This is a genomic window from Anaerobacillus sp. 63XJN7_4_ISO-PGPR-S23-413, from assembly GCF_056173725.1.
The window spans coordinates 2,095,042-2,120,553 of sequence record NZ_CM149688.1; the positions used below are offsets into that span (position 1 = coordinate 2,095,042).

At 38.7% G+C, this 25,512-nt stretch carries 24 protein-coding genes; 21 read left to right on the plus strand and 3 right to left on the minus strand.

The features are described 5' to 3' along the window. Positions 1 to 36: 36 nt before the first annotated feature. Complete coding sequence (locus AC0VYO_RS11245) at positions 37 to 240, plus strand: DUF6501 family protein (RefSeq protein ID WP_194221665.1); 204 nt, start codon at positions 37 to 39, stop codon at positions 238 to 240. 108 nt (positions 241 to 348) lie between these two features. Here AC0VYO_RS11245 and AC0VYO_RS11250 read toward each other — a convergent pair whose 3' ends face one another. Next, entirely contained in the window at positions 349 to 1,587 is a 1,239-nt protein-coding gene (locus AC0VYO_RS11250; RefSeq protein WP_475369056.1) for a YeeE/YedE family protein, read from the minus strand. A 335-nt stretch (positions 1,588 to 1,922) separates the two neighbouring features. On the opposite strand from AC0VYO_RS11250, the gene AC0VYO_RS11255 reads away from it, so the two are divergent. The 12 genes from AC0VYO_RS11255 (at position 1,923) to AC0VYO_RS11310 (ending at position 12,040) form a co-directional block, all read left to right on the plus strand. Then, positions 1,923 to 2,990: a nitric oxide synthase oxygenase gene (locus tag AC0VYO_RS11255; protein ID WP_475367417.1), complete on the plus strand. Its 1,068-nt coding sequence runs from the start codon at positions 1,923 to 1,925 to the stop codon at positions 2,988 to 2,990. Positions 2,991 to 3,148: 158 nt separating this feature from the next. Then, positions 3,149 to 3,571 carry a DUF4395 domain-containing protein gene (locus tag AC0VYO_RS11260; protein ID WP_475369008.1) on the plus strand — a complete coding sequence of 141 codons (423 nt, stop codon included), beginning with the start codon at positions 3,149 to 3,151 and terminating at the stop codon, positions 3,569 to 3,571. 147 nt (positions 3,572 to 3,718) lie between these two features. Further along, positions 3,719 to 5,023 carry a lysine N(6)-hydroxylase/L-ornithine N(5)-oxygenase family protein gene (locus AC0VYO_RS11265; RefSeq protein ID WP_475369009.1) on the plus strand — a complete coding sequence of 435 codons (1,305 nt, stop codon included), beginning with the start codon at positions 3,719 to 3,721 and terminating at the stop codon, positions 5,021 to 5,023. An 80-nt stretch (positions 5,024 to 5,103) separates the two neighbouring features. Next, on the plus strand, positions 5,104 to 5,295 hold the full coding sequence (locus AC0VYO_RS11270) for a hypothetical protein (RefSeq protein ID WP_430246461.1): 192 nt from the start codon (positions 5,104 to 5,106) through the stop codon (positions 5,293 to 5,295). Between the two features lie 91 nt (positions 5,296 to 5,386). Continuing rightward, the gene (locus AC0VYO_RS11275; protein ID WP_255622435.1) at positions 5,387 to 5,521 is read left to right on the plus strand and encodes a hypothetical protein; all 135 of its coding nucleotides are present in this window, start codon (positions 5,387 to 5,389) and stop codon (positions 5,519 to 5,521) included. Positions 5,522 to 5,657: 136 nt separating this feature from the next. After that, the gene (locus AC0VYO_RS11280; protein WP_475369010.1) at positions 5,658 to 6,485 is read left to right on the plus strand and encodes an aldo/keto reductase; all 828 of its coding nucleotides are present in this window, start codon (positions 5,658 to 5,660) and stop codon (positions 6,483 to 6,485) included. An 82-nt stretch (positions 6,486 to 6,567) separates the two neighbouring features. Next, positions 6,568 to 7,128, plus strand: a complete 561-nt coding sequence (locus tag AC0VYO_RS11285) for a hypothetical protein (RefSeq protein ID WP_475367422.1) — start codon at positions 6,568 to 6,570, stop codon at positions 7,126 to 7,128. A gap of 63 nt (positions 7,129 to 7,191) precedes the next feature. Continuing rightward, on the plus strand, positions 7,192 to 7,938 hold the full coding sequence (locus AC0VYO_RS11290) for a pirin family protein (RefSeq protein WP_475369011.1): 747 nt from the start codon (positions 7,192 to 7,194) through the stop codon (positions 7,936 to 7,938). Between the two features lie 95 nt (positions 7,939 to 8,033). Next, the gene (locus AC0VYO_RS11295) at positions 8,034 to 9,212 is read left to right on the plus strand and encodes an acyl-CoA dehydrogenase family protein (RefSeq protein WP_475369012.1); all 1,179 of its coding nucleotides are present in this window, start codon (positions 8,034 to 8,036) and stop codon (positions 9,210 to 9,212) included. Positions 9,213 to 9,446: 234 nt separating this feature from the next. Continuing rightward, positions 9,447 to 9,596 carry a hypothetical protein gene (locus tag AC0VYO_RS11300; protein ID WP_475369013.1) on the plus strand — a complete coding sequence of 50 codons (150 nt, stop codon included), beginning with the start codon at positions 9,447 to 9,449 and terminating at the stop codon, positions 9,594 to 9,596. A 206-nt stretch (positions 9,597 to 9,802) separates the two neighbouring features. Further along, the gene (dacB, locus tag AC0VYO_RS11305) at positions 9,803 to 11,167 is read left to right on the plus strand and encodes a D-alanyl-D-alanine carboxypeptidase/D-alanyl-D-alanine endopeptidase (RefSeq protein WP_475369014.1); all 1,365 of its coding nucleotides are present in this window, start codon (positions 9,803 to 9,805) and stop codon (positions 11,165 to 11,167) included. A gap of 252 nt (positions 11,168 to 11,419) precedes the next feature. After that, entirely contained in the window at positions 11,420 to 12,040 is a 621-nt protein-coding gene (locus tag AC0VYO_RS11310; protein ID WP_430246475.1) for a hypothetical protein, read from the plus strand. Here AC0VYO_RS11310 and AC0VYO_RS11315 read toward each other — a convergent pair. Then, positions 12,037 to 13,065, minus strand: a complete 1,029-nt coding sequence (locus tag AC0VYO_RS11315) for a YeiH family protein (RefSeq protein WP_475369015.1) — start codon at positions 13,063 to 13,065, stop codon at positions 12,037 to 12,039. The genes AC0VYO_RS11310 and AC0VYO_RS11315 overlap by 4 nt on opposite strands. 106 nt (positions 13,066 to 13,171) lie before the next feature. Here AC0VYO_RS11315 and AC0VYO_RS11320 point away from each other — a divergent pair, with 106 nt between their 5' ends. The 4 genes from AC0VYO_RS11320 (at position 13,172) to AC0VYO_RS11335 (ending at position 18,322) form a co-directional block, all read left to right on the plus strand. Next, positions 13,172 to 14,041 carry a LysR substrate-binding domain-containing protein gene (locus AC0VYO_RS11320; RefSeq protein ID WP_475367428.1) on the plus strand — a complete coding sequence of 290 codons (870 nt, stop codon included), beginning with the start codon at positions 13,172 to 13,174 and terminating at the stop codon, positions 14,039 to 14,041. A gap of 79 nt (positions 14,042 to 14,120) precedes the next feature. Further along, positions 14,121 to 16,343, plus strand: a complete 2,223-nt coding sequence (locus AC0VYO_RS11325; protein WP_475369016.1) for a DEAD/DEAH box helicase — start codon at positions 14,121 to 14,123, stop codon at positions 16,341 to 16,343. Between the two features lie 88 nt (positions 16,344 to 16,431). Then, on the plus strand, positions 16,432 to 16,818 hold the full coding sequence (locus AC0VYO_RS11330) for a VOC family protein (protein ID WP_430246483.1): 387 nt from the start codon (positions 16,432 to 16,434) through the stop codon (positions 16,816 to 16,818). 307 nt (positions 16,819 to 17,125) lie between these two features. Then, complete coding sequence (locus AC0VYO_RS11335; protein ID WP_430246484.1) at positions 17,126 to 18,322, plus strand: MFS transporter; 1,197 nt, start codon at positions 17,126 to 17,128, stop codon at positions 18,320 to 18,322. 37 nt (positions 18,323 to 18,359) lie between these two features. Here the strand turns inward: AC0VYO_RS11335 and AC0VYO_RS11340 are convergent, their stop codons facing one another. Then, positions 18,360 to 19,529 carry a lactate 2-monooxygenase gene (locus AC0VYO_RS11340; RefSeq protein WP_475369017.1) on the minus strand — a complete coding sequence of 390 codons (1,170 nt, stop codon included), beginning with the start codon at positions 19,527 to 19,529 and terminating at the stop codon, positions 18,360 to 18,362. Between the two features lie 177 nt (positions 19,530 to 19,706). Between AC0VYO_RS11340 and AC0VYO_RS11345 the strand changes: the two genes are divergently transcribed. The 4 genes from AC0VYO_RS11345 to AC0VYO_RS11360 all read left to right on the plus strand — a co-directional run bounded on the left by AC0VYO_RS11345 (position 19,707) and on the right by AC0VYO_RS11360 (position 25,468). Then, complete coding sequence (locus tag AC0VYO_RS11345; RefSeq protein ID WP_475369018.1) at positions 19,707 to 21,104, plus strand: bifunctional metallophosphatase/5'-nucleotidase; 1,398 nt, start codon at positions 19,707 to 19,709, stop codon at positions 21,102 to 21,104. Positions 21,105 to 21,721: 617 nt separating this feature from the next. Beyond that, the gene (locus AC0VYO_RS11350) at positions 21,722 to 22,858 is read left to right on the plus strand and encodes an FAD-dependent monooxygenase (RefSeq protein ID WP_475369019.1); all 1,137 of its coding nucleotides are present in this window, start codon (positions 21,722 to 21,724) and stop codon (positions 22,856 to 22,858) included. A gap of 377 nt (positions 22,859 to 23,235) precedes the next feature. After that, the gene (locus AC0VYO_RS11355; RefSeq protein WP_475369020.1) at positions 23,236 to 24,198 is read left to right on the plus strand and encodes a sugar-binding transcriptional regulator; all 963 of its coding nucleotides are present in this window, start codon (positions 23,236 to 23,238) and stop codon (positions 24,196 to 24,198) included. A gap of 298 nt (positions 24,199 to 24,496) precedes the next feature. Continuing rightward, the gene (locus AC0VYO_RS11360) at positions 24,497 to 25,468 is read left to right on the plus strand and encodes a Gfo/Idh/MocA family protein (RefSeq protein WP_475365208.1); all 972 of its coding nucleotides are present in this window, start codon (positions 24,497 to 24,499) and stop codon (positions 25,466 to 25,468) included. Positions 25,469 to 25,512: the final 44 nt, after the last annotated feature.

Here is a 25,512-nt window from a genome sequence, read left to right on the forward strand (position 1 = left end):
TAAAATAAAAAGAAAGTTGAAAGGAAGTGAAACAAGATGATTCATCATTCATGGAAAGAAGCACCTACTATTAAAAATGTGAAGTGTGTACATACAGATGCAAAGAAGTATATGGTCAATCGCGTATTAACAGAAGGTAAAACATATGAAGTTAAGAATGAAACAGAAGAGTTTTTATTTGTAGTTGATAATAGTGGAAAAGTTGGCGGATTTTATAAAGAGTATTTTGAGGAAATCTAGTATTCCATATCGTTTAGACCAGATCGTTAATGACCTGGTCTTTTTATTATACGCAATGATTTTTCACCATTATGAAGGGCACTGGATATTATCCAGTGCCCAGTTACGTTAGCAAAATTGATCATCTTTTTTAGGATTTTTCAAACCGAATAGTGGTCTTAAATAAAGCGCAACATATGAACCTGCGAGAGCTACAATCATCCATACCCAGCCGTGAAGGCTAAAGGATGCAATCCCGCCAAAGTATGCCCCTATGTTACAGCCGTAGGCGAGACGAGCACCGTAGCCCATTAATAAACCGCCTATAATAGAAGCAGCAGCTAACTTCAATGGAACTCTTCTCATAACGAATGCGCCCCCAGCACCTGCTGCTACAAAAGCACCTAAAATGACACCGAAGTTCATAACGCTAGTTGAATCTGTAAGGATTGATTGTTCAAGAGCAGCAGCTTTTCCTCCAGACCAATAACCCCATTGCGTAACATCTATGCCAAGAAACAGCGCAATCTTAGATCCCCATAGAGCAAAAGCTGACGTAATACCCCAAGGATTTCCACGCGAGATAAGTGTTAATGCATTTAGGATACCGAGCGCAATGGCAGCTGTCCAAATCGGCCATGAGCCGCGGAAGATCCGTTTCCATCCAGTTGATGTCGGCAAAGGTTTCATCTTAGGGGGCTTTCGTTTCTTTGCAATGCTTCTTACAACAATGAATATGATAGCAAATAAGAATAGTTGGGCAATCCAAGCACCAAAATATCCTAAGCCTGTGTCTTCTGCTAACGAGATTGCCTCAAAGGATGGCATCTGATTTACCCAGAAATCAAAGTGCCAGGCACCAATGACAGATCCAACAATGAAACCAAATAACGTTAGCAGCATTTCAGACTTTCCCCATCCAACTGTATAGAGTGTCCCAGAAGCACATCCTCCACCGAGTTGCATGCCTATACCAAATAGAAAAGATCCTACTACAACACTAGTTCCCACTGGAAAAACATATCCTGTTGGATTTGTATCAAATAAACCAAAACCATTTGCGAGTATTGGCGCAAACAACGTACTAGCCACAGCTAACATAAGCATATGTGATTGAATAGCTGTCCCGTTGCCTACACTAAGAAGTTGTCTAAAGGCGGAAGTGAATCCAAATCTTGCATGTAAGAGGCAGTACCCAAGTAATAGGCCTAAACCAAATAGCACAAATTGTTGAATGCCTTGATCCAGCCACAGAATTAGTGCTAGTAAACCAATAACGATAAAGCCACCTGTTAACACAGGTTTTTGTGGCGCTTTTAAAAACGGTAATTGTAAATTTGTTTTTGAACGATGAATCGGCTGTTCCATAGCCATATATAATGCACCTCATTCCGATGTATTTAGTATGAATTGATTCGTACATCCTACATGATATTTCCCTTTCTGTAAACAAGTACGTGTTCTTTCCTAAAAGCTATCATAATGAACGGCTTCACTTGGATGAACAAAACAATGAGGTATTAACAATATAAAGAAACATCGCTTCTTAAAACCGATCGTTTGATATGTACCATTCGTCCTATATAGAAGGGGTGTGATATAATATTTCTGTGCAAAATGACGTCTTTTCATAGGATTAATAGAACGATATTCAGCTTAAGATCAGGTGTTACAACCGTCTCAGGCTATTGGAGGTTGAGACAATGGAAAAAGAACAATTATTAGATAGTGCTTATGACTTTGTCGATCAAGCTTATTATGAATTAAACAAAGATCCAGCCGAATTAATAAAACGAAAAACTGAAATAAAAAGAGAAATTACCGATACAGGATCCTATACTCATACATATGAAGAGTTAGTTCAAGGTGCAAAAATGGCTTGGAGAAATAGCAATAAGTGTATCGGTCGCCTTTTCTGGAATACGATGACTGTTTTAGATGCTCGATCGGCTTGTACTGTAGAAGAAGTATCTGAAGCATTAATAAATCATATTCGAATGGCGTCTAATGGAGGTAAAATTAAACCTTCCATCACCATTTTCGCACCTGGTAAAGTGCAAATTTGGAATCACCAACTCATACGTTACGCAGGCTATGAAACCGAGAATGGCATCATTGGTGATCCTGATTCAATATCATTTACTAAGAAAGTAATGGAACTGGGTTGGAGAGGTGAAGGGACGCAACACGACGTTTTACCGCTTGTTTTTTGTATAGATGCTGGAAGTCCAAACGTCGTCGAGATCCCTGCTAATGAAGTTATCCAGGTACAAATTAAGCATCCGGAATATGATTTTTCTCCTTTAAATGTTAAGTGGTATGGTGTGCCTATCATATCAGATATGCGATTAGAAATCGGAGGGATCCATTACAATGCAGCCCCATTTAATGGCTGGTACATGGGCACAGAAATCGGTGCTAGGAACCTTGCAGATAAGAATCGATATAACCTTCTACCAGAAGTCGCTAAAATCTTAAATCTCGATACTCTTTCGAATGCGACGCTTTGGAAAGATCGCGCTTTAGTTGAGTTAAATCGTGCTGTTTTGTATTCCTATCAAAAGAATGGCATTAGTATCGTTGATCATCATACTGCTGCAAAACAATTTCACAAATTTGAACAAAATGAAGCGAAAGCAGAACGAGAAGTAACGGGTAATTGGACTTGGCTCATTCCACCTGTATCACCTGCTACAACGCATATTTTTCACAAACCATATAAAAATAAAATTGTAACTCCTAACTATTTTTATCAAGACAAACCATACTAAAAGAGTCTTGAACGTAAATATGGGGCATTGATATTTGATGCTAACTTTAAAAACCACTTGTCGGTGGTTTTTTCTTATGAGCATTAGACTATACAAAAGTCTTAAAAAGCAGTATCCTTTAATATAAATATATTCCTATAAGAAAGGTTGGTATTAAATTGCCTTCATCTATACCTAGACCTCTAGTGAGACTAAATCAATCGTTTATTTTTATATTTGCTACGTCATTTGTCTTTTTTAATCACTGGTTATTTCTTATTATTCCTCTCATTGTTGGAATAATGGGGCTACTTATGAACTTTAATCCAGTTATGAAGGCGGGTAAACTTTTCTTAAAGAGGCCTGTTAATCAATATATTCCTGAAGATAAAGATCAACAGCAATTCAATCAAAAAATAGCTGTGACGTTGTTGTCTGTTTCATTAATCGCCTATTACCTTAACGTGAACTGGTTAGCGATCACGTCTGCCACTATGGTGGCACTTGCTTCACTAATTGCTATTCTTGGTTTTTGTATCGGTTGCTTTGTTCGCTTTCAATGGAAGCAGTATCAATATCGTCGTTCTCAACATTCTTCTTAAAAACAGCCTAATTAGGCTGTTTTTTTAGTTTTGAATGGTATGTTCAAATTGCTCATTAATCTCTCGCTTTTTAGAAAAAACAGATAATAGCATTTCTGGTATAATAAAAGGAGATAATAGATGCAAGAAGAGAAAGGATAGGATTGGATGAAACAGAAAGTATACGATTTAATTGGTGTTGGGATTGGACCATTTAATTTAGGGTTAGCTGCTTTGATGGATCCAATTAAAGAAATGGATACACTTTTCTTTGAGCAGAAAGAACAATTTAATTGGCATCCGGGAATGTTGATTGAAGGGACGCGGCTCCAAGTACCTTTTATGGCGGATCTTGTCACAATGGCTGATCCAACTAATCCGTATAGTTATTTAAATTATTTAAAACATCATAATCGTTTGTATCATTTTTATTTTCTACAGCGTCTTGAAATGCCACGTAATGAGTACAATCATTATTGTCAGTGGGCAGCCAATCAATTGGAAAGCTGTCAATTCGGCTCTAAAGTATTAGCTGTAGTTCCAATAGGTAAACCAGTCGAGCGTTATGAAATTACGGTTGAAAAGCTTACCACTGGTGAAACAGAAACATATGTAGCTAAAAATATTATCCTTGGAGTAGGGACTATTCCGTCATTACCTAAGGCGTTGCAGGATTTACCTGAAGAAGACGTTTTTCATTCTTCCACATTTCTAGATCACACAGAGCGGTGTAAACAGGCTAAGAAAATCACGGTTATTGGGTCCGGGCAAAGCTCTGCAGAGATTTTCCGTGAGTTGTTAAAAGAAAGACAAGAGTACGGGTATTCCCTTAATTGGGTAACAAGGTCTCAAGGATTTTTCCCAATGGAAGAAACGAGATTAAGTTTAGAGCACTTTTCTCCTGAATATGTTGATTATTTCTATGATCTACCTCAGGAGCAAAAAGATGATATCTTTAAAGGACAGCAGTTATTGTATAAAGGCATTAGTCCTCATACCATTACCGATATTTATAACCTTCTATATGAACAGTCCGTGGGAGGTAAAGATATGGATGTGATGCTAATGCCATTAACTGAAATCAATGGAGTTAGAGAAAAAGAAGATGGAACAGGGTATGAAGTAGTGTGTCGACAATGGCAAAAAGGAGAAAATTTCCTTTTGGATAGTGAAGTTATTATTGCTGGTACAGGTTATCGCCCGTTGATTCCTAAGTGCCTTCAAGATTTAGAAGAGATTATTGATTGGGATGAGAACGGGCGATACCATGTCTCAAAAGATTATCGCCTTAACTTAACATGTGAAGCTTCTTCTCACATTTATGTTCATAGTGGCATGCAGCATACTCATGGCGTGGGCTCAACGAATCTCGGACTTGCTGTAAATCGAAATAAAATCATTATTAATCAACTAGCTGAGAAAGAAATATATCCAGTTTTGGAAGGTAATATTTTCCAACAATTTGAACTATAAGATGAAAACCAGCCTAATTGGCTGGTTTTTTGTATGAAAATAACCTTTTGATAGAAACTAATGGAAAGGAGGAGTGCCATATGGAGAAAAATGCACGAGGTTATGTTCAAGATAGCTGTAGGGCTCTAAAAGAAGCGAGTAAATATTTAGAGGATGCTCTTTCGACAGTTGAAAAAGGGCAAAATCGTGATCGTATTCAGCAGTCTCTAGATGAGTTGATGACTGTTCAGACTCATTGTAACGAGACTGCAAACGTTCTAGAGCAGCGATAAAAAATTTTATTGAGTAAATTTGTAAATTATAGTTTTAGCTCAATTAAAATCGGAAATGGTGAACTAACGCTTTACACAAGGAGGGAAAACAATGAGTCTTTTATTTGGAAAAGGCATGCAGGCGTTCGAACAGGACGCTAAAGCAGAGAAGGAAAAAGTTCAAACGTCTCCTACTGCTCAATTTAACAAGAAGTCTAGATTGAAGCAAAAACCTACGAAAATATAGCCATCCTTTTGGATGGTTTTTTTTATTTCGCTTATTTCGTTTAAGCACGCATATCCATTTACATAAAAATGTGTAAGATTGAAAAAAATGGGGAACAGTTCGATTGTGATACAAAGTAAATTGGAGGAGATTTTAAATGGCTAAACAATGGACAACAACTACATTACACAACGGTATTAAAATGCCAACACTTGGCTTAGGTGTATGGAAAATGGAAAACAATGAAGAAGTGAAAAACGCGGTTAATGCTGCTATTGACGCTGGGTATAAAGCGATCGACACAGCAGCAGCTTATAAAAATGAGGAAGGCGTTGGTGCTGCGATTAAACAGAACGGCATCCCGCGTGAAGAACTCTTTATTACTTCAAAAGTATGGAATGATGATCAGGGTTATGAATCGACAATAAAAGCCTTTGAAGAAACTATTTCAAAACTTGGTATTGAGACGATAGATCTTTACTTAATTCATTGGCCGGTAGAAGGAAAGTATAAAGAAACGTGGAGAGCTATGGAGAAGCTTTATAAAGACGGTCGTATTCGCGCTATTGGCGTTAGTAATTTCCATCCGAATCACCTTGAAAATCTAATGAAGGATGCAGAAATTAAGCCAATGGTTAACCAAGTTGAATTTCACCCACTATTAAATCAACAAGAGCTTCGAGACTATTGTAAGCAACATGCCATTCAAATGGAAGCATGGTCACCACTTGCTCAAGGGAAATTGTTGGATCATGAGGTGGTTAAAGATATTGCTGAGCAGCATGGCAAATCAACTGCTCAGGTGATTATTCGTTGGGATCTTGAACATGAGGTCGTAACGATTCCTAAATCTTCGAATCCAGAACGCATTAAACAAAATTTTGATGTTTTCGACTTCGAATTAACAACAGATAATATTAGAGCTCTTGATGAGCTAAATCAAAATGAACGAATGGGACCTGATCCTGATAACTTTGATTTCTAAAATAAAGCCGGCCAAAGTGCCGGCTTTTTGTATGCAACCATTTCTTTTTGGCCTCGTCTACAATTAAAAGGGGGAGTAAAGAGTGGGGAAATGGATTATCGGAGCAACGATTATCTTATTAATTGTAGGTTTTTTTACAGGGGTTTGGTTTACAATGATTCGTAACTATTACCCAGAGGCAGAAACAACAGAGTCTGCTTTAATTCAGAAGATAGAAAAACCCTCGAATGGAAACGGATACAAAATAGGTGAGCCTTATGTTGAAAAAGATATGGATGGGAAGGAAATGTTTAGACTAGAAGTAAATGAAGTTGATCAAATTCCAGGACAAGAAGATTTACCTGAATTAGAAAAAGAAAAAGAATATATTGGATTTGAAATTTACGCAAAAAACTTCGATGATGCTGCAATTGATTTTAAGCCATATTACTCGAAACTAAAAGTAGACAGTTCTTACATAAAACCAGAGGAATTTGTCATTATTGATCAAGATGGCTGGAACAAATATTGGATAAAGGGAGGAGGTTCTTTTCGAATCGTCTTAATTTATGCAATCGACCGAAATGCTAAAGAAATGACATTAATCATTACACCAGAGTTTTCTTACAAAGACATCTTGTTTAAAGTAGACAATACGAGTTGACAATAATTTGGATTCAAGATAAAATTATCTCGAATTCGAGATAAACACAGGGTGGTGATCTATATGTTGATTCAGCGGTATAACGAAGAGCAACAAGGTGTAGGCCAATTTGACGGTGGAAAAATCACAGAACAGAAACCAATTGGTTTTCCAGGTGAAGGCTCTGAAGTGAAACGAGTAGGTCCTTTATTTTATTGGGCATGGGCGAAGTCTGAGCATGAAGGATACATCCCGCTTCATCCTCATCAAGGTTTTGAAATTATTACTTATGTGATCAGTGGGAAGGCGGAGCATGGAGATTCACTAGGTACGAGAAGTATCGTAGGTCCTGGTGGTTTACAAGTGATGCAGACAGGTTCTGGTGTATCCCATGAGGAGGGGTTTGTTGGACCCGATATGCAAGGGTTCCAAATTTGGTTTGAACCTCATTTGAGAGAAGCTCTTCGCCGGAAACCTACCTACCAACAATTTGAGCATGAAGAGTTCCAGATAGACGTTCACGATGGAGTACGTGTTAAGGAAATACTTGGTGACGACTCTCCTGTTGCTCTCGAAACAGACGTTCATATGTGGGATATCCATATAAGCAATCCATTCATTTATAAACAACACATTGGAAAAGGACGTTCAGTAAGCATCTTAGTTTTAGAAGGAAGAGGACGGATAAACGAGACTTCTTATGAAGGAAAGGAATTTTTTGTTATTGAAGCAAGCGAGTTAGAAGAAATGAACATTCAAGCAGAAGCAAAAACAAGGCTTATCGTGATCGAAGTACCGACTACTGTCACCTATCCTTTGTATCGAAAATAGAAAAATGCGCTTTTCCGATCGATTTACTGGAGATTAATTCCTCTTCTAGTGTACGATAGTAAGTACAGATTAATCGGAAAGGCTGGCGTTTGTTTATGAATCATCTTTATAACTCTTTTATTAAAAACGATCGACAAAAGCAGTTGTTTGAATTGGGAAGTAATCTTGCGAATTCATTTGCAACAAGGGCAGACCAAATTGATCAAGAGGGGCGCTTTCCTTTTGAGAATTTTGAGGAGCTGAAAGAATCTGGATATCTTTCGTTAACTGTACAAGAAAAATTTGGAGGTAAGGGCATCAATTTGTATGAGTACGTGATGCTTCAAGAACGACTTGCAACAGGTGATGCTGCTACAGCACTTTCAATCGGATGGCATCTTGGAATCATCCTTGAAATGAGAGAAGAACAAATTTGGACAGATCAAGTATTTGAAAGACTTTCGCATCTCATCGTTGAAGAAAATGCTTTGTTTAACCGGGCGGCTTCTGAACCTGCAACTGGTAGTCCGACCCGTGGTGGGATGCCTCAAACGAAAGCTGTACTTAAAGAGAATAAATGGATTATAAGCGGTCGTAAATCATTTACTTCAATGGCGCCAGGTCTTCAATATGCACTTGTCTCATCCCAAATTGGAGAGACAGGAGAAAAAGGCTTCTTCCTTGTAGATATGACAGCTTCTGGTGTTACGATTGAAGAAAAATGGGACACGATGTCGATGAGAGGTACGAGAAGTGATGATCTTGTCCTAGAAAATGTTGAATTACCGCAAGATGCCCTTATTGAGGGACCTAATACTGCCAAAAGTGAACTGCCAAAAGCCTGGCTCTTACACATACCAGCCTGCTATCTTGGTGTCGCGATTGCTGCTCGTAATGAAGCAGTTGCTTTCGCATCACATTATTCACCAAATAGTCTGCCGGGTCCTATTAAAGAAGTCCCTGAAGTTCAACGGAAAATAGGGGAAATGGAATTGGAGTTAATGAGAGCTAGAGAAATGATGTACTCTGTTGCGTTACGGTGGGTTTCAGAACCCGATAAGAGGAATGAAATGGGCCCTGAGTTAGCGGCTGTAAAACACGTCGCAACCAATAGTGCAGCAAATGTAGTCGATATGGCCATGAGAGTTGTAGGTGCAAGAGCATTATTTAAAGATAATCCTATGCAGCGCTATTATCGGGATGTAAGAGCAGGATTGCATAATCCTCCTATGGATGATGCAGTGATTTCGATGCTTGCTAGCAATGCCTTTTCAAAATTCGACGAATCTTCCTAATGGAGGGTTCTTTTTTAAACTCACTGAATTGTTCAGGTGGCGCGAGCTCAAATTCAAATCGTTCTAACTTTCGATAAAAAGCAGTAAAATAGACCCTTTATAGCCCTATTTCTTCCTCAATGCCTTCAAATAATACAGCATTCTAGGTCATTAGTTTTAAATTAGACAGAAAAGAAGGAAAAAGTCATTCGAATAGCGAAATAGATCATTAATAAGCGAAAGGAGGGGAGTATGGTGAGGGAACGTCAAACCTTTTCGTTAAGTGGAAGCTTGCTGTTAACGCATCCATGGGGTATTGATCTTAAAGATGAACAAAATCCTAAAGAAGACGGATCTTACGTAATCAATAATCACAAACAGCAGGAGTTGAAAGAAAACAAATGATGCTTATCCATTATATTCTTACAAAAGAAGTCTCATAGATCAGAGCCGTGCGAAATGTTCATCGCTTCGGCTCTATTTTAATTGGAAAGGTTGTGTAGAAGATCGGTATAAAGAAAAAACTAGCTTGTGGAGCCTTAATTTCTAGTTTGTTTTTAGGACGTCGATATCGCAAAAAAAGAAGTGGTAAAATAAATAACGGAAAGACATTGTCTCAATCTCTACATAGCATAGTAAATGATGAGCGTCTTTATGGCGCGATTGCTGGGATAAGCATCCGTAGTAATCATAGTGGAGAGCTTCTCTACGACCATTTTGGAGATTTAAGAATGACGCCCGCTTCAAATATGAAGCTCATTACAGCGGCGGCAGCTCTAGAGAAACTTGGTGCTGACTATCGATTCAGCACTGAGGTACAAACAGATGGAGAAATACAGGATGGTCGTTTAATGGGGAACCTTTATCTAAAGGGGAAAGGAGACCCAACGGTTTTACAGGAAGATTTAGATCAAATTGCTTTAGAATTGAAAGCTCTTGGGATTGAACGTATTCAAGGTGATGTTATAGGTGATTATTCCTGGTATGACGAGCAGTACCTATCAGAAGATATGGTTTGGAGTGATGAACATGAGTATTACGGTGCTCAAATCTCTGCCCTCACTATCTCTCCGAATATTGATTATGACGCAGGAACCATTATTGTTGAGGTTTCACCAGGAGAAGAAGGCGATTCACCTAAAGTAGTTATTTCTCCCACGGCGAACGATATACAATTAGTGAATAACGCTCTTACGACTTCACCCTCTCACGGGGAAGGGGAATTACATATCATTCGTCAGCATGGTACCAATACGCTTACAATCAGCGGTACCATTTCGAAGGATGCTCCACCAGAAAAAAAGTGGATTGCGTTATGGAGCCCAGATAGTTACGCCCTACATCTGTTTAAAGATTCCTTAAAAGGACTTGGTATTTACATAAGTGAGGAAGCCTTAAAAAATAAGTCAACTGAAATCAAAACGCTTTTAACTAAACAATCCATGCCTCTTTCTGAATTGCTACTGCCATTTATGAAACTAAGTAATAATGGGCATGCAGAAGTTCTTATAAAAGAAATGGGCAGGAAAGTTAGGGGAGAAGGAAGTTTTTCAGCTGGTCTCGAAGTTGTGAGAACATTTTTAAGAGAAGAAGGATTAGATCCTGATAACATGTGTTTAAGAGATGGTTCTGGTATTTCACAAATGAACTTGATACAGCCGAATCAGCTATCTTTGCTTTTATTCAAACTTCAAAGCAAACCCTGGTTCTCATCATTTATGAACTCACTTCCTGTAGCGGGAATCCCTGATCGGCTAGTGGGAGGGACTTTGCGAGAGCGTCTAAGGGCTACATCAGCAGAAGGCGTTGTTTTTGCTAAAACTGGCTCTCTAATTGGTGTTACTTCTTTATCTGGATATGTTAAAACGAATAATTCGCTCATTTTTTCAATTATTATTAATAAGTTTCTAGATGAAGAAGAAATGGAAAAGATAGAGGATGAACTGATGATCGTATTATCTTCTACCTTTATGTAATGGGGCATTAGTGGTTGGTAGAGTTGAAGGGTTGAAAATCGAAAAAAGAAATTTAACAGATTGAATTGTCGAATCGTGAAGCCGGTCATCTACATGACTGGTATAATAGTAGTAGACATTACTAATACGGAGGCAATTTAAAATAGCCATTCAGTCATAACTTCAAGCCAATCTATCAGCGATCAAAGCTGTTTATGACGACTTCAAAGTTAGATATTCATAAAGAAAGAGTAGCAAGGGAAGGGGGATTAAATGTTGAAGCGTTTGTATCAATATCTTTTATTTGTATGTGTGATTTTATCCGTTTCAACGATTTGGTATGAATCTCCCTTTCAACAGGCGATCCTCATCGGCACTTGGATCGTCTTTTTTATTGATTATACGGTCTTTCTTTATTTATCTGAAGATCGATGGGAATATATAAAAAAGCATCCATTTGATTTAATAGCTCTAATTCCGCTAGATTCAATCTTTCAAGGAGCTAAGCTTGCGAGACTTTATAGACTATGGCGAATTAAAACAATCGCCAAGCGATTTAGTAATCCCATTCTAGGTAAAGCGATGGGTATGTCTCCTCAAACGTGGTTTTTAACTAGTTTTGTATTTGTTATCGTCTCAACATTTCCATTCTATTTCTATGAACCTGTCGTGGATTCTTTTCAAGATGCAGCGGTTTGGTCATTAGGTTCGATCATTTTTGTTGGACGATTTTCAGTAGAACCAACTTCTTTTGTAGGTAAATTTGTGATTATTTTACTTACAATTGTAGGAATACTTCTTCATGCGCTTATTGTGAGAACTGTATTTCGTTACGTGGATTACCTTCGTAAAAAATGGTCATCCACAGAGGATGACCATTCAAATGAAGCCTAGTAAAACCATTTTACGATGAAGAATGTAAAAATGGAAAGAGCAACTGATACAATTGTAATAATGGCCATTGGCTTTAGTGCTTTATCTTTCAAATCCTTCAGACTAACACTCAATCCTAGGCCTACCATAGCAGCCGTCAAACACCACGTTGTTATTTCGGTTACTACATTTGTTGCAGATTCAGAAAAGGGAATAATGGGTCCTAGGAGATAAGTTCCTGCGAGACTCATTAAGATAAACCCGATTAAAAACCATGGAAAAGCAACTTTTTGTTTTGTGCCCGCGTTTTTGCGTTTCATTAGGTACATGAAAAGAAAACAAACTGGCACGAGGAGAAAGACTCTTCCTAGCTTTGCAAGGAGCCCCATTGCAAGAGCTGTTTCTCCTCCTGGCGCTGCTGCTAATGCAACGTGAGCAACTTCATGTAGTGAAATACCTGACCATACTCCATATTGACTTTCAGTTAATGGAAGGAATGGGCGAAGAATCGTATATCCGATTGAAAATACCGTTCCAAATAGAGCGATAATCCCCACTCCAATTGCCGTATCCTCTTCTTTAGATTCCACGATCGGCGCAATGGCTGCAATGGCTGCAGCTCCACAAATCCCTGTACCAGCACCAAGTAAAAAGGTTATGGATGTATTAGCTTTCATCACTTTAGAAAGCCAAACAGACGATAAGATAGAAAATACGATGATAAGCGCGCCTAATAATAATATGGGTAATCCATCTTGAAGAATCAGGCTTACATTTAGTTTAATTCCATATAAAATGATGGCGAACCTAAGTATTTTTTTAGATGAAAAAGTGATTCCTCTTCTTAACCATTCGGGATACCCGGCTACTTGCCGATAAACGATTGCGATCAGAATGGCTGATGCGAGTTGTCCTGTAAGACTAAAGCCTGGCACCATAGCAAGGAAATAACCTAATAGTGCAATAAAAAAGGTAAATGCTATGCCGAGGAAAAATCGTATGTTCTCAGGTATAGTTTGTTGTTGTCTTAAAGTATTAATCATCATGTCCCCCCCGTTTCTCTTTCTTTAGTCTACTTCAGCTATTGCTATAAGTGAAATAATTAAATAGAATATGTACTATAAGTATTAACTTATAGTAAGGGGTGATGACGTGGATCAGCAGTTACACGTTTTCGTTACAGTCGTAGAAAAACGCAATTTCTCTCGAGCGGCAGAGGAGTTACACATGACTCAACCTGCGGTTAGTCAATATATCAAAAGCCTGGAAGAGGCGCTTGGTACTAAACTGTTAGAAAGAAACAACCGATCTGTGGAAATGAACAAGGCAGGAGAAATTGTCTACCACCATGCGAAAGAATTCTTAAATCTTTATTCAAAGATGACGTATCTTTTGGATGACCTAACAAACCGAGCGAGTGGGAAAATTACAATTGGTGCAAGTTATACATACGGTGAATATGTCCTTCCACATGTGATTGCAGCTATTAGAGAAAAATACCCATTAATTACACCATCTATAACGATTGGGAATTCAAGAGAAATTGGTGATCTTGTCTACTCACACCAACTTGATGTTGGCATCATAGAAGGTGACTATCCTGCTAGGGACATGCAAGTGGATAGCTTCACTGAGGATGAAATGGTTATCGTAGCATCACCAACACATCATCAAGTGAACAGTGGAAAGACACTTGAACAAGAGATGTGGGTTGTGAGGGAGGAAGGGTCTGGGACGAGAGAAGCTACAGAGAAGATGTGGAAGCAGCTCAATATAGAGCCTACTCAAAAACTAGCCTTTGGGAGTACGCAGTTAATTAAAGAATCTGTCGAAGCTGGAATTGGTATAAGTATCTTATCGAAGTGGACAATACGGAAAGAGTTAGAACTTGGTACACTACAAATTCTGGAAATACCGAATTTCACCTATTCAAGGACGTTTTCAATTTTGATGCGCTCTCCCTTTCAAACAAAAGTACTTGAAGTTTTTCTAGACTATGTTCATTCTCATCATAGAACGTAGCACATATATAGAGAGTTTTTCGTTAGCGTGATATAGTTAGGGAATTGAAAAAGGAACGGATAAAAGGAAGCGATGTAAGATGAAAGAATTAATTGATGAATGGCAATTAGCGCTTCGCGCTGAAATTGCACACCTTAAAAAATTTGGTAGCAGACCAATTAGAGTTGTCAATGGAAGGCTGCTGTCTTCAGGTGACGATTTTAGGTATTACTTTGATGCACGTACCCCAATTCAAATCCCAACTGGATCAAAGGTTCGGCTTGAGATGAAACATATTAAGCGCGAAGGCAGGGTACTGTCTTCAGAAGGAAAGAATGTCATTCTAGCTCTTGAAGCTGGTTTTGGAGAGCGAATTGGAGAGGCAGATCTCTATCATGACCCATGGGAACTGCTAGATGAACTGCATGAGCGTCTTGAAGAAATAAAAAAAAGCAAAAGAAGGTTAGCTAGGGTTAATCGAGTAATGAATCCTCCCAATTCTGTGAAGCATCCTGATGATAAGATCAAGAGCCGGCTTCATGAGCTGATTCTACGAACCAAATATAACCCAGTGACGTACGTGTGGGGACCTCCAGGGACTGGGAAAACCCATAATCTAGCAAGAGCCGCTGCAAATCACTTTTTCAAAGGAAATAGCGTCCTGATCTTATCTCATAGTAATCAAGCTGTTGATGTATTAATGCGTGAAACAGCCTCATTTGCTGAAAATAGAGAGAAATTTGAAGAAGGAAAAATTGTGCGGTATGGACAACAGCGCGATGTTTCATCAAATCTGCCGCTTTTTACAGATCAATTGCTTATGACGAAGCATCCAGACCTTGCCAACGAGAAAGAGAGTATTCTTGATGAACGAAAAAAACTGAAGGAGGACTTATCTAATTCCTTTAGTAAACGCGATTCTGATCAGTTATTAAAGCTTGAATCAAAATTAGGAAATGTTTTAGAGCAGATTCGTCGGAAAGAAACTCAGTTTGTAAAAGAAGCAACGATTATAGGCACAACACTAACAAAAGCCGCTATTGATGAGAATATCTATCGGAAGAGGGTAGATGTAGTGATCATCGATGAAGCGAGTATGGCCTATGTGCCCCAGGCAGCATTTGCTGCTTCACTTGGAAAACGCGTTGTTATATGTGGCGATTTTAAACAGCTACCTCCTATAGCGTCTGCACGGCACCCGCTTGTTTCAAAATGGTTGAGAGAAGACGTATTTCACTGTTCGGGAATTGTTGAAACTGTCGAAACCGGTAAACTTCATCCTCAACTCTTTCTGTTAAATGAACAAAGACGAATGCACCCGGTTATTTCAGATTTTACAAACAATAAAATTTATCATTCACTTGTAACAGATCATCCGAAAATTGCCGTACTTAGAGCACCGATATCAGACCAAGCTCCTTTTAAAGGTATGGCATCTGCTCTAATTGACACAAGTCATACTGGATATTTTTGTATGACGGGACATTCATCGAAGTCACGAATGAATTTATGGCAGCTTTTTCTAGCTTTTCAGGCAATTTACGAAGCGTTACAAGCGGGGATGTCATCAATTGGTTATGTTACCCCTTATCGCGCTCAAGCGAAGATGATGAATTTATTAATAGACGATCTTTTAAAACATTCTTTTGTTGAGGCTGACATTCTCTCAGCCACGGTTCATCGTTTTCAAGGAAGTGAGCGAGATATGATGGTGTTTGATACAGTAGATGGAGAACCAGAATCACGTCCTGGCATGTTATTGAGCGGTCACAATAGTGAAAGACTGATCAATGTTGCGATGACGAGAACGAAGGGGAAATTTATACAAATTAGCAATGTTGATTATATACAAAAACGGATGTCTCCATCAAAAACACTACGACAATTAGTTGATCATCAGCTATTAAAAAAAGAGAGAATTTCTCCTACGCATATAGGAAAGTGGGTAAAGAATCAGCATCCCAAATTGAAGTGGCACCACGCACTAAATACTGACATGATTTTTCAAGATATTCAAACTGCGGAAGAAATCGTTATTTCAATTCCTAAGGGAACAAGGTTAACAGCCGAGTGGGTGAACGTATTAAAAAAAGCAAAAGGTAAGCTGTCCATTATTTCACCAGAGATCGTTCAGTCAGTCCCGATTGCTCACCATGTCGACCATAGTCTGGCATTCCCATTTATAGCGCTTGATCGAAATGTGTTTTGGCTTGGTGTTCCATTTGAAGGGATGAAAGATGTCCTTCCACCCGCAGTTGCCTTGAGACTTGAGTCTACACTTTTTACTGGAGAAATATTGAATCAAATTGTTCCCCGAGATTAATAGAATAATGTTCCTTTTGCTTTTCTTCGTTTACGTTACTGTGATAAAGTTACAGAGAATAACGATATGAAAAGAAAGCTGGTGACTTATGGGGATTCAAAAACTGGAACATGTCGGGGTACAAGTAAGAAATATTGAAGCTTCGAAAGGTTTCTATCAAGGGATTATTGGATTAGAGTTACTTGATGAATTCGATCATCCTGATGGTGATAAAAAGCTAGCCTTTCTTGGTTTAAACGGGCAAATTTTAGTAGAGCTAATAGAAGGTTATCATCCTGATTTACCCGCAGAAGGAAAAGTTCATCACATTGCCTTTACGGTTGAAAATATCGAACAAGAACGCACTCGTCTTCATGACCTTGGTGTAACGTTTATCGATGAAGAAATCAATACATTACCAAACGGTGCAAAATATTTGTTCTTCGCAGGACCTGATGGAGAATGGCTTGAATTCTTTGAATCTGCTACTTATTAACTACGAGTGAAATGACTAAAAACCAGCGTCCCATTCAGAAGGATGCTGGTTTTTTCTGTTCAAGAGCTCCAATCCATTCGTTTCTAACCGCTCGTCTTCGCTTTTTGTTGTCTAGCTGCGACTCGCAGAAACTACTGGATTTCGCTCTTTCACAAAACACAGAAGGCGTGTTTCTGTTCAAGAGCTCCAATCCATTCGTTTCTGACCGCTCGTCTTCGCTTTTCGTTGTCTGAGCAGAAAACTCTTAATCAAAACAGTGATGTTGTAAGATGGTAGAGAACTTATGTGAGAGAAAGAAGGAATATGTATGGCGAAACAGCAAGGTCTTCAAAAAGAGAAGATCTGGACGCGGGACTTTATTTTTATATGTATGGCAAACTTTTTTATTTTTGCAGGATTCCAAATGACCCTCCCAACGCTGCCTTTATTTGTGAATGAACTTGGTGGGAGCGACCAGCTTATCGGTTTTGTTGTTGGTATTTTCACATTATCTGCTTTGCTTATACGACCGTGGAGCGGTCATGTATTAGAGTCACTCGGAAGAAGAATTATCTTTTTAATTGGCTTAATCGTTTTTGTCATTTCCGTTGGCTCTTATGCGTTTACAGGAAGTTTGATTCTTTTGTTTCTTATGAGAGTAGTACAAGGCCTTGGCTGGGGAATGTCTACAACCGCGGTTGGTACAATTGCAACTGACTTGATTCCTCAAAAGCGAAGGGGAGAAGGCATGGGTTATTTTGGCCTTGCTGGGAATTTAGCGATGGCATTTGGACCAGCTCTCGGTTTATTCTTAATCGCTCTTTCTGGATTTCAAACGATGTTTTTGATTGCCGCTTCTGCCGGTTTACTTTCATTCATCATCGCTGCCTTTATTCGCTATAAACCTGCAAATAAAACACCGATTGAAAAAAAGAAATGGGATATATTTGAGAAGACAGCTTTAATGCCTTCTATTCTTCTTTTCTTTATTACAATGGTCTTTGGAGGAATCGCTACTTTTCTTCCGTTGTATGCAGAACAGCTAGGAATTGATGGAATTGAATGGTACTTTGTCGTATTTGCTGTTTCGCTTATGCTCGTACGTGCTTTCGCTGGACAAATCTATGATCGAAAAGGTCATAAAGCTATATTTCTTCCAGGTGCATTTTTGATTTTACTGGCTATGGTAGATCTAACTTTATTAGCCAATCAATTTATGCTCATTCTTGCGGCTGTGTTATTTGGCATAGGATTTGGCTCCGTTCAACCTGCTCTTCAAGCATGGGCTGTTAATGAAGCACCGCTTCACAGAAAAGGTATGGCTAACGCAACCTTTTTCTCCTTCTTCGATTTAGGTGTAGGACTTGGTGCGATGTTTTTCGGTCTAATTGCTTCTACTTTTGGATATGCTGATATTTATTTAACAGCTGGAATATCTGTCATCATTTCTATGGTGATCTACGTCATTTACTTAAAAAGAAGTGCAGCTGTTCATAAACATAGTGAAGCTGTTCAATGGAAGTAAGATTAAAAAAGGAACACAAACGTGTTCCTTTTTTTTGCTATCGACTAGCCGGAATGATCAAGTCTTTGTTTACTTCAGTTAGGTCTCGACAACCTGATAAGGCCATCGTTAGATCAAAATCTGCAACAAGGTTGGAAAGCACTTGTTTCACACCATTTTCACCACCAACCGCAAGGCCGTACATACATGGTCTGCCGACAAGCACCGCTTCGGCACCAAGCGCGATGGCTTTAAATACATCTGCTCCTCTTCTAATCCCGCTATCCATTAATACCGGAATGTGATTCTCAACAGCTTCAACAATAGCCGGAAGTGCATTCAGTGCTGCGATCGCACCATCCACTTGTCGTCCACCGTGATTCGAAACGATAATTCCATCTGCTCCATATTTAATCGCAAGCTTAGCATCATCTGGATGAAGAATTCCTTTTAAAATGATAGGAAGAGATGTGTATTTTTTGAGTTCTGCTAAATCCTCCCATGTTAATCCTGCATTCCCAAAAACGTTTGTCCAGTGCATAATCGCACCCATAGCGTCTTTTTCAGGCGGAACGTGAAGTCCTGCTCGAAAGGCAGGGTCAGTTAAATAGTTGCCAATACCTTCTCCAATAAGAAAAGGCAAGTAGACATTTTGAAGATCTAATTCTCGCCAGGCCATCATTGGTGTATCAAGCGTTACAACAATCGCAGAATATCCAGCATACTCTGCTCGCTGAACAAAGCTTTTGGCAATCTCAGGATCGCGACTCCAGTAGAGCTGAAACCATTTTGGCGCATCGCCCATCGCGTCAGCAATCTCTTCCATAGAATGACTTGATGCTGAGCTTGCAATGTAAGGTATTCCCATTGAAGCTGCAGCTCTAGCAGAAGCAAGCTCACCTTCTTGGTGGATAATCGATTGAACTCCTACTGGAGCAACCATTATTGGAGAAGGGAGCATCTGACCGAATAAACCTACCTTTAAATTTCGTTCTTCAACGTGACGGAAAACGCGAGGAACTATGTTCCAACGTTTAAAGGCGTCTCGATTCGAATTTTTCGTATCTTCAGCACCAGACCCTCCAGCCACATAATCATAAGGACCATCCTCTAGTACTTCTCTCGCTCTTTTTTCCCAATCTTCATATCTTGTTGGAAGGCGATCAGGATCAGGCGCATGCATCTGCTTATATATGCCAAACTGTATCTTATTACCAATATTACCCATGATAACGACTCCTTTAACAATATGATTAAGTGAATCTTCTTTTCTTTCAAGCCAATTCCTTCTTAAAAAGGAAAAGTTTATTAAAGTTAAAGGCTTAATAGGAGGATTTCGCTCATTAGTTTCGAAATAGTAGATTGGCACTAAATTCGTTCATTACGAACATAATGGGGGACAATCATGAAGCTTTCGATCATACATACGAACGATATTCATAGTCATTTTGAGAATTTCGCAAAAGCGACATCACTTATTAGGGATTACGCAGATGACCACACACTAATTTTGGATGGTGGTGACTTTGCTGATTTTAAAAGTATAGAGCTTCAAGGAACGCAGGGGATCGCGGCCGTGAAGATGCTTCAATCTGCCGGTTATGATGCGATTACGATTGGAAATAATGAACTGTTTAATGGAAATGAAACGCTAGAGCATATGGCGGTACATAGCCCTGTTCCTTTCATTAGTTGTAATCTTCTTAAAGCAAACGGTGTGTCATTCAAAGGGGTATTTAGTAGTACGATCATTCAAAAGCAAGGGATACGTATTTTGATTACAGGTGCTTCACCGGATTTGCAGGAATTTAATGATTTGATGGGTTTTCAAATTTTAGATTACATAGAAGCGATTCAGAAAGAGATAGAAAGCCAAAAAGGAAACTATGATATTTGTATTGTGCTAAACCATGTTGGCACTGAAGGTGATATTGAACTGGCCGATGCAATTGATGAGATTGATTTGATTCTTTCCGCACATGACCACGTTCTCTACGATGAAGCTAAAGTAGTGAATGGCACCATTCTGAACTCAGCTGGTATGTACGGGGAACATATTGGTATTGTAGAAATAGAGGTTACAGAGGATGGTTTAACCTTATTAGCCTCCAGAGCGATCTCAACAGCAAAAGCGGTAGAGGATGAAGAGATTAAAGATATTTTACTTTCAAGTAAGAAAGAAGCGATCGACAATTTGAGTAAACCACTTTTCACAGTTAGTAAAACGCTCTGGCATGATGTACTTGAAGAAAACCCTATGGCGAATTTAATTGCGGACGGTTTAAAAAATCGCTTTGAATGTGACCTCGGACTAATTAACAGCGGCATCACTAATGGGGGAATCGTTGATTTTGTGTCTAATAAAAAGCTCATTGAAATATGTCCTTCACCATTAAATCCGACTTATTTTGAAATTCAGGGAAAGCACTTATATGCTGCTCTTGAAAGCTCGTTAGATAGTTCGGTTTGTATGTCAGATGGCAGGGGGCCAGGCTTTCGAGGTAAATATGTTGGGCGACTTCATGTATCAGGTGCAGTGATCCAACATGATCAAAAGAAAATACATTCTATTACGATTAATAATGAGGTGTTAGATCCAGAAAAGTGGTATCGAATTGCCTCTTCTGATTATTTGTTAAGGGGCTCTGGGTATCCGGACTTAGCATTTAACCGGAACTTCTCCTATCAATCTGATGAAATAAAAGATGTGATAAGAGAATATGCCGAAGATCAAACCTTCGTAGAAAATGCATTTAAAAAGCGCTGGGTGGTTCCAAATGGAGTAACGTTAGACGTTCATTAATGAACTCACTTATAATAGAACATAAATCTTTTCCTAATAAAGAGATTACTAAATGGTCAACTTAAATGGTTTTTTTGATAAACAACAGAATATGTTTTGAACAAATGGGGAGCGCTTGCTTAATAAAAAGTAAGCGCTCTAAGTCGTTTTAGGGCAGTAGATGGGAAGAGTGAGCATATGTTCATCATCGTATTCAATACGAATCGCTCACCATGATCAAGAGATTTTTCACAAAATGTTCACTTACGTAAAAAAATTGAAATGACTATACTATTCACTATGCTTGAAAGAAGGGAGGAGTATTTTTCAAAACGAAGTAGAAGAGTGATATTCTGGCCTAATGATGTACTTTGGGATCGTAGATCGTATGCAGGGAAACATTTTATAATTTATCTATGAACAAGCTAATTTGAGAAAGGGCTCTTATGGTAGGGCTCCTGAATCTAATGATTTACCTTGTTCTAGAAAATTTTAGTGGTAGCTCCAATTGCGATGAAGACCACGTACGGTAATACATACATATGTTCATAATTAGGAATCAGAGGAATAATGTGGACTACCCTAATATCTTTGGGGGCGCAATGTAAAGATGCACACGTTTAAAGGAGGTATTTGATATGTCAAATGCTAAGGTGAAGAAAATAGTGATCGTTGGCGGAGGAATTGGTGGACTATCAGCTGCTATTGCTCTAGGTGAGATAGGAATTGAAACAGAGATTATTGAACTAAAACAAAAATGGGAAGTATATGGCGTTGGAATATTTCAACCACCGAATGCACTTAGAGCTTTAAATGAACTAGGAGTAGCAAATACATGTATGGAATGGGGCTATAGCTTTGATGGAATGGAATATTGTGATGCGGAAGGGAACCGATTTGCAGAACCTCAATCTCCAAAAATTGATGGGTATCCTGGGCTAAATATTATTTCTCGAAGGACGTTGCACTCCATTTTATATGAGAAAGCAAAGTCTGTAGGAACAAAATTTAGGATGGGAACAACTATAGTAGATATTCATCAAGGTGATGACCAAGCTCAAGTAAAATTAACCGATGGATCTATGCTCGCAGCGGATTTAGTTATTGGTTCAGATGGTCAGAATTCCAAAGTGAGAAATTTGATGTTTGGAAAGGTTGAACAAGAATATCTCGGGCAAGCGGTATGGCGTTATACGTTACCTCGGATGGAAGACATAACAAGAAGTACTTTGTATTACGGTCCGAATGCAAAGGCAGGTTTGGTTCCAATGTCTGAAGATGAAATGTATCTGCTGTTAACAACTTCTGAACCCGGAAATCCAAGAATGCCAGAAGATCAGTTAGATCAAATTTTACGTAACAGATTGGGAGATTTTGGTGGAAAAATAGCTGAAGTTAGAGAGCAAATTGTAGATCCTAAAGAAGTCGTTTACCGTCCGGTTTTTAGTTATTTATTACCGTCTCCTTGGTATCAAGGTCGAGTATTGTTAATAGGAGATGCTGCCCACTCCACCGCCCCACATCTTGGACAAGGTGCGTCTCTTGCAATTGAGGATGCTGTTGTTCTAACTGAACTTATTCAACAAGGACTAAATGTGACTCAATTGTTAAAAGCATTTAATGACAGACGTTATGAAAGGTGTCGTATGCTTGTTGAAAGCTCGAATCAACTTGTTAAGTGGGAGTTTTTAGAGTGGGAAGGAAAAATGCCTGATGATGTTAATGTTCCTAAATATGCTTATGAAACGTTAGCAAATATGAATGAAGCTATATGATCCGGGCAACTCTATGAAAAAAGCGGAAAGACTTATGCATCTATAAGGAGAACTACTTTTATATGAAAAATAGATTGGAATATTTCAACCGATCATAAGAGAAAAATTTTATTATTTCATAACATCATAAATGTTGAAGTTCGAGCTTTATTAATCAGGCGTAATTTCGTACTAAGAAATTACGCCTTTTCTATGTAGAAATGGTTAAGTAAGTGGGGGAATTTCAATAGAAACTAAATAGCGGGGTTTATTTATACTTTTTGAAGATTAAATGGTTTGCGATTGTTACCAATAACTCTCTGGGTAAATAGGAGTGAGTGCTTTCGGATTGCACAATTGTCCTAATTGTTGTACATTTGTGCAAAGGGGAGAATGCGATGGAGGAAAGAAAGGAAATTAATACGCTATATCAAGTTGCAGAAATGTACTACGAGCAAGATATGACGCAAAGTGAAATAGCGAAAGAACTCGGGATCTATCGAACAACCATTAGTAGAATGTTGAAGAAGATAAGAGAAAAAGAAATCGTACAAATCCGTATCAATTATGATGTCTTCAAAGATGTTACCATCGGGAGAAAACTAAAAGAACAGTATCAACTGAAAGAAGTCATTCTCATCCCCGAGAAAAAAGGTGCCTCTAGTGACCAAAATTTGAAGGCTATGGGGCAAGCATGTGCAAAGTTCTTAGATGGAGTAGTCAAAACTGATGATGTTATAGGATTTTCATGGGGAACATCTCTTGCCGCCGTTGCAGAGGAATTGAATCCTCAAAGAACTCAAGAAGGAATCATGTGTGTCCCGCTTATAGGTGGACCGGACGGTAAACTAGAAAGTCGTTATCATGCTAACACCATCGTTTATGAAATAGCTAAAAAGTGGAAAGGAAATTCTAAATTAGTTGATGTTCCCGCAATCGTTCAATCAGAAGCGTTAAAAGAAGCGTTGATGGATTCTGAACACTTTCGTGAGGTTGAGGATTTATGGGGAAAGTTGACAATTGCCATTGTAGGTATTGGGTCCCCACTAATCAGCGACGGTCCAAACTGGCTCGCTTTTTATGGAGAAAGATTCCAGGGTGAAATGGAAAAGAGTAAAGTAGCAGGGGACATTTGCTCAAATTTCTTTGACAAATCCGGAAAGACTCTAGATACGAGACTCTCAAATCGCACAATTTCAGTTGATATGAATAATCTTCATAAGGCAAGGTACACCATTGGAGTAGCTGAATCTAAGGAAAAGGTTGAAGCAATCCGCGCCGCGCTAGTATCTGGTCACCTTAATGTTCTTGTCACAACGGAAGAGACGGCAAGTGAGTTATTGAATGATGAGCTAGGTTAAACATGAACATTAAGCTGAACTCGAATTTAAGCTTTATGACATGATTTTACGACGGGATCACTTAGAAAAATCGCCTCATCTAAAAATATATTTGTATGAGCAAAACGAGGTGTACCTTCATAACAGTTAACTTCAGCTATTGGACAAGCCTATTTATTCTTAAAAAATTATCAGTTTGAAGAAAGGTTAATAAGATTGGAAGCGGCTAGATGTATCTTTATTTACCCCTATTGTAACTAACGTGTTCATACTGTCGAAACAAGAGTTAGAAAAATCACGTTAAAAGGAGAGGTTTGAAATGAAGCAAGTGAATTGGGGAATTGTTGGACCAGGAGGGATTGCTACAGATTTTGCACAGGCGATTAATGAGGTTAATGGGCAAATCTTTGGGGTCTGGGGAAGAAATGTAGAAAAAGCTAGGGAATTCGCTGATCGTTATGGAGTAGAGCACGTATATGAGAAAACGGAAGATATGTTTAAGGATGATCGCATTGATATCGTATATGTAGCAACTCCACACAGTATTCACTATTCTTTCATCATTGATGCTTTGGATTCTGGAAAGCATGTTCTATGTGAGAAGGCAATCACAATGAACGGTGAACAGCTGCAAGAAATTATTAATTTAGCAGAGTCCAAGAAACTAATCGTAGCGGAAGCGATGACGATTTATCATATGCCTCTATACAAGAAGTTAAAAGACATTATCCAAGAAGGTAAAATTGGAAAAGTCAATATGGTCAATGTGACCTTCGGTAGTTGCAAGGAAGATGATCCAACCAATCGTTTTTTCAATCCAGACCTTGCTGGTGGTGGGATGTTGGACATTGGTACTTATGCTCTTTCATTCACAAGGTTTTTCCTATCCAGTCAGCCAACGGAACTTCATACAACTGTTAAGAAATATGAGACAGGGGTAGACGAACAATCCGGAATTGTGTTGAAAAATGATCAGGATGAAATGGCAGTTGTCTCATTGGCGATGAGGGCTAAGATGCCTAAGCGAGGAATCGTAGCTGGAGATGAAGGGTTCATCACAGTAGATAATTTTCCAAGAGCTGATAAAGCAACAATTACATATACATCTGATGGTTCTGTAGAAACAATTGAAGCTGGAGAAGAAAGAAGAGCCCTTATGTATGAAGTGCAGGCAATGAATGACCTGATTTTGAATAACAAAGAGAATTGGACCTTACCACTTTCACGTCAGGTAATGTATTTAATGGATGAGGCCCGTCAGAAGTGGGATCTTACGTATCATTTCGAATAAAAAATACTTTTACAGTTCTAATGTGTGACATGATTCAATTCTAT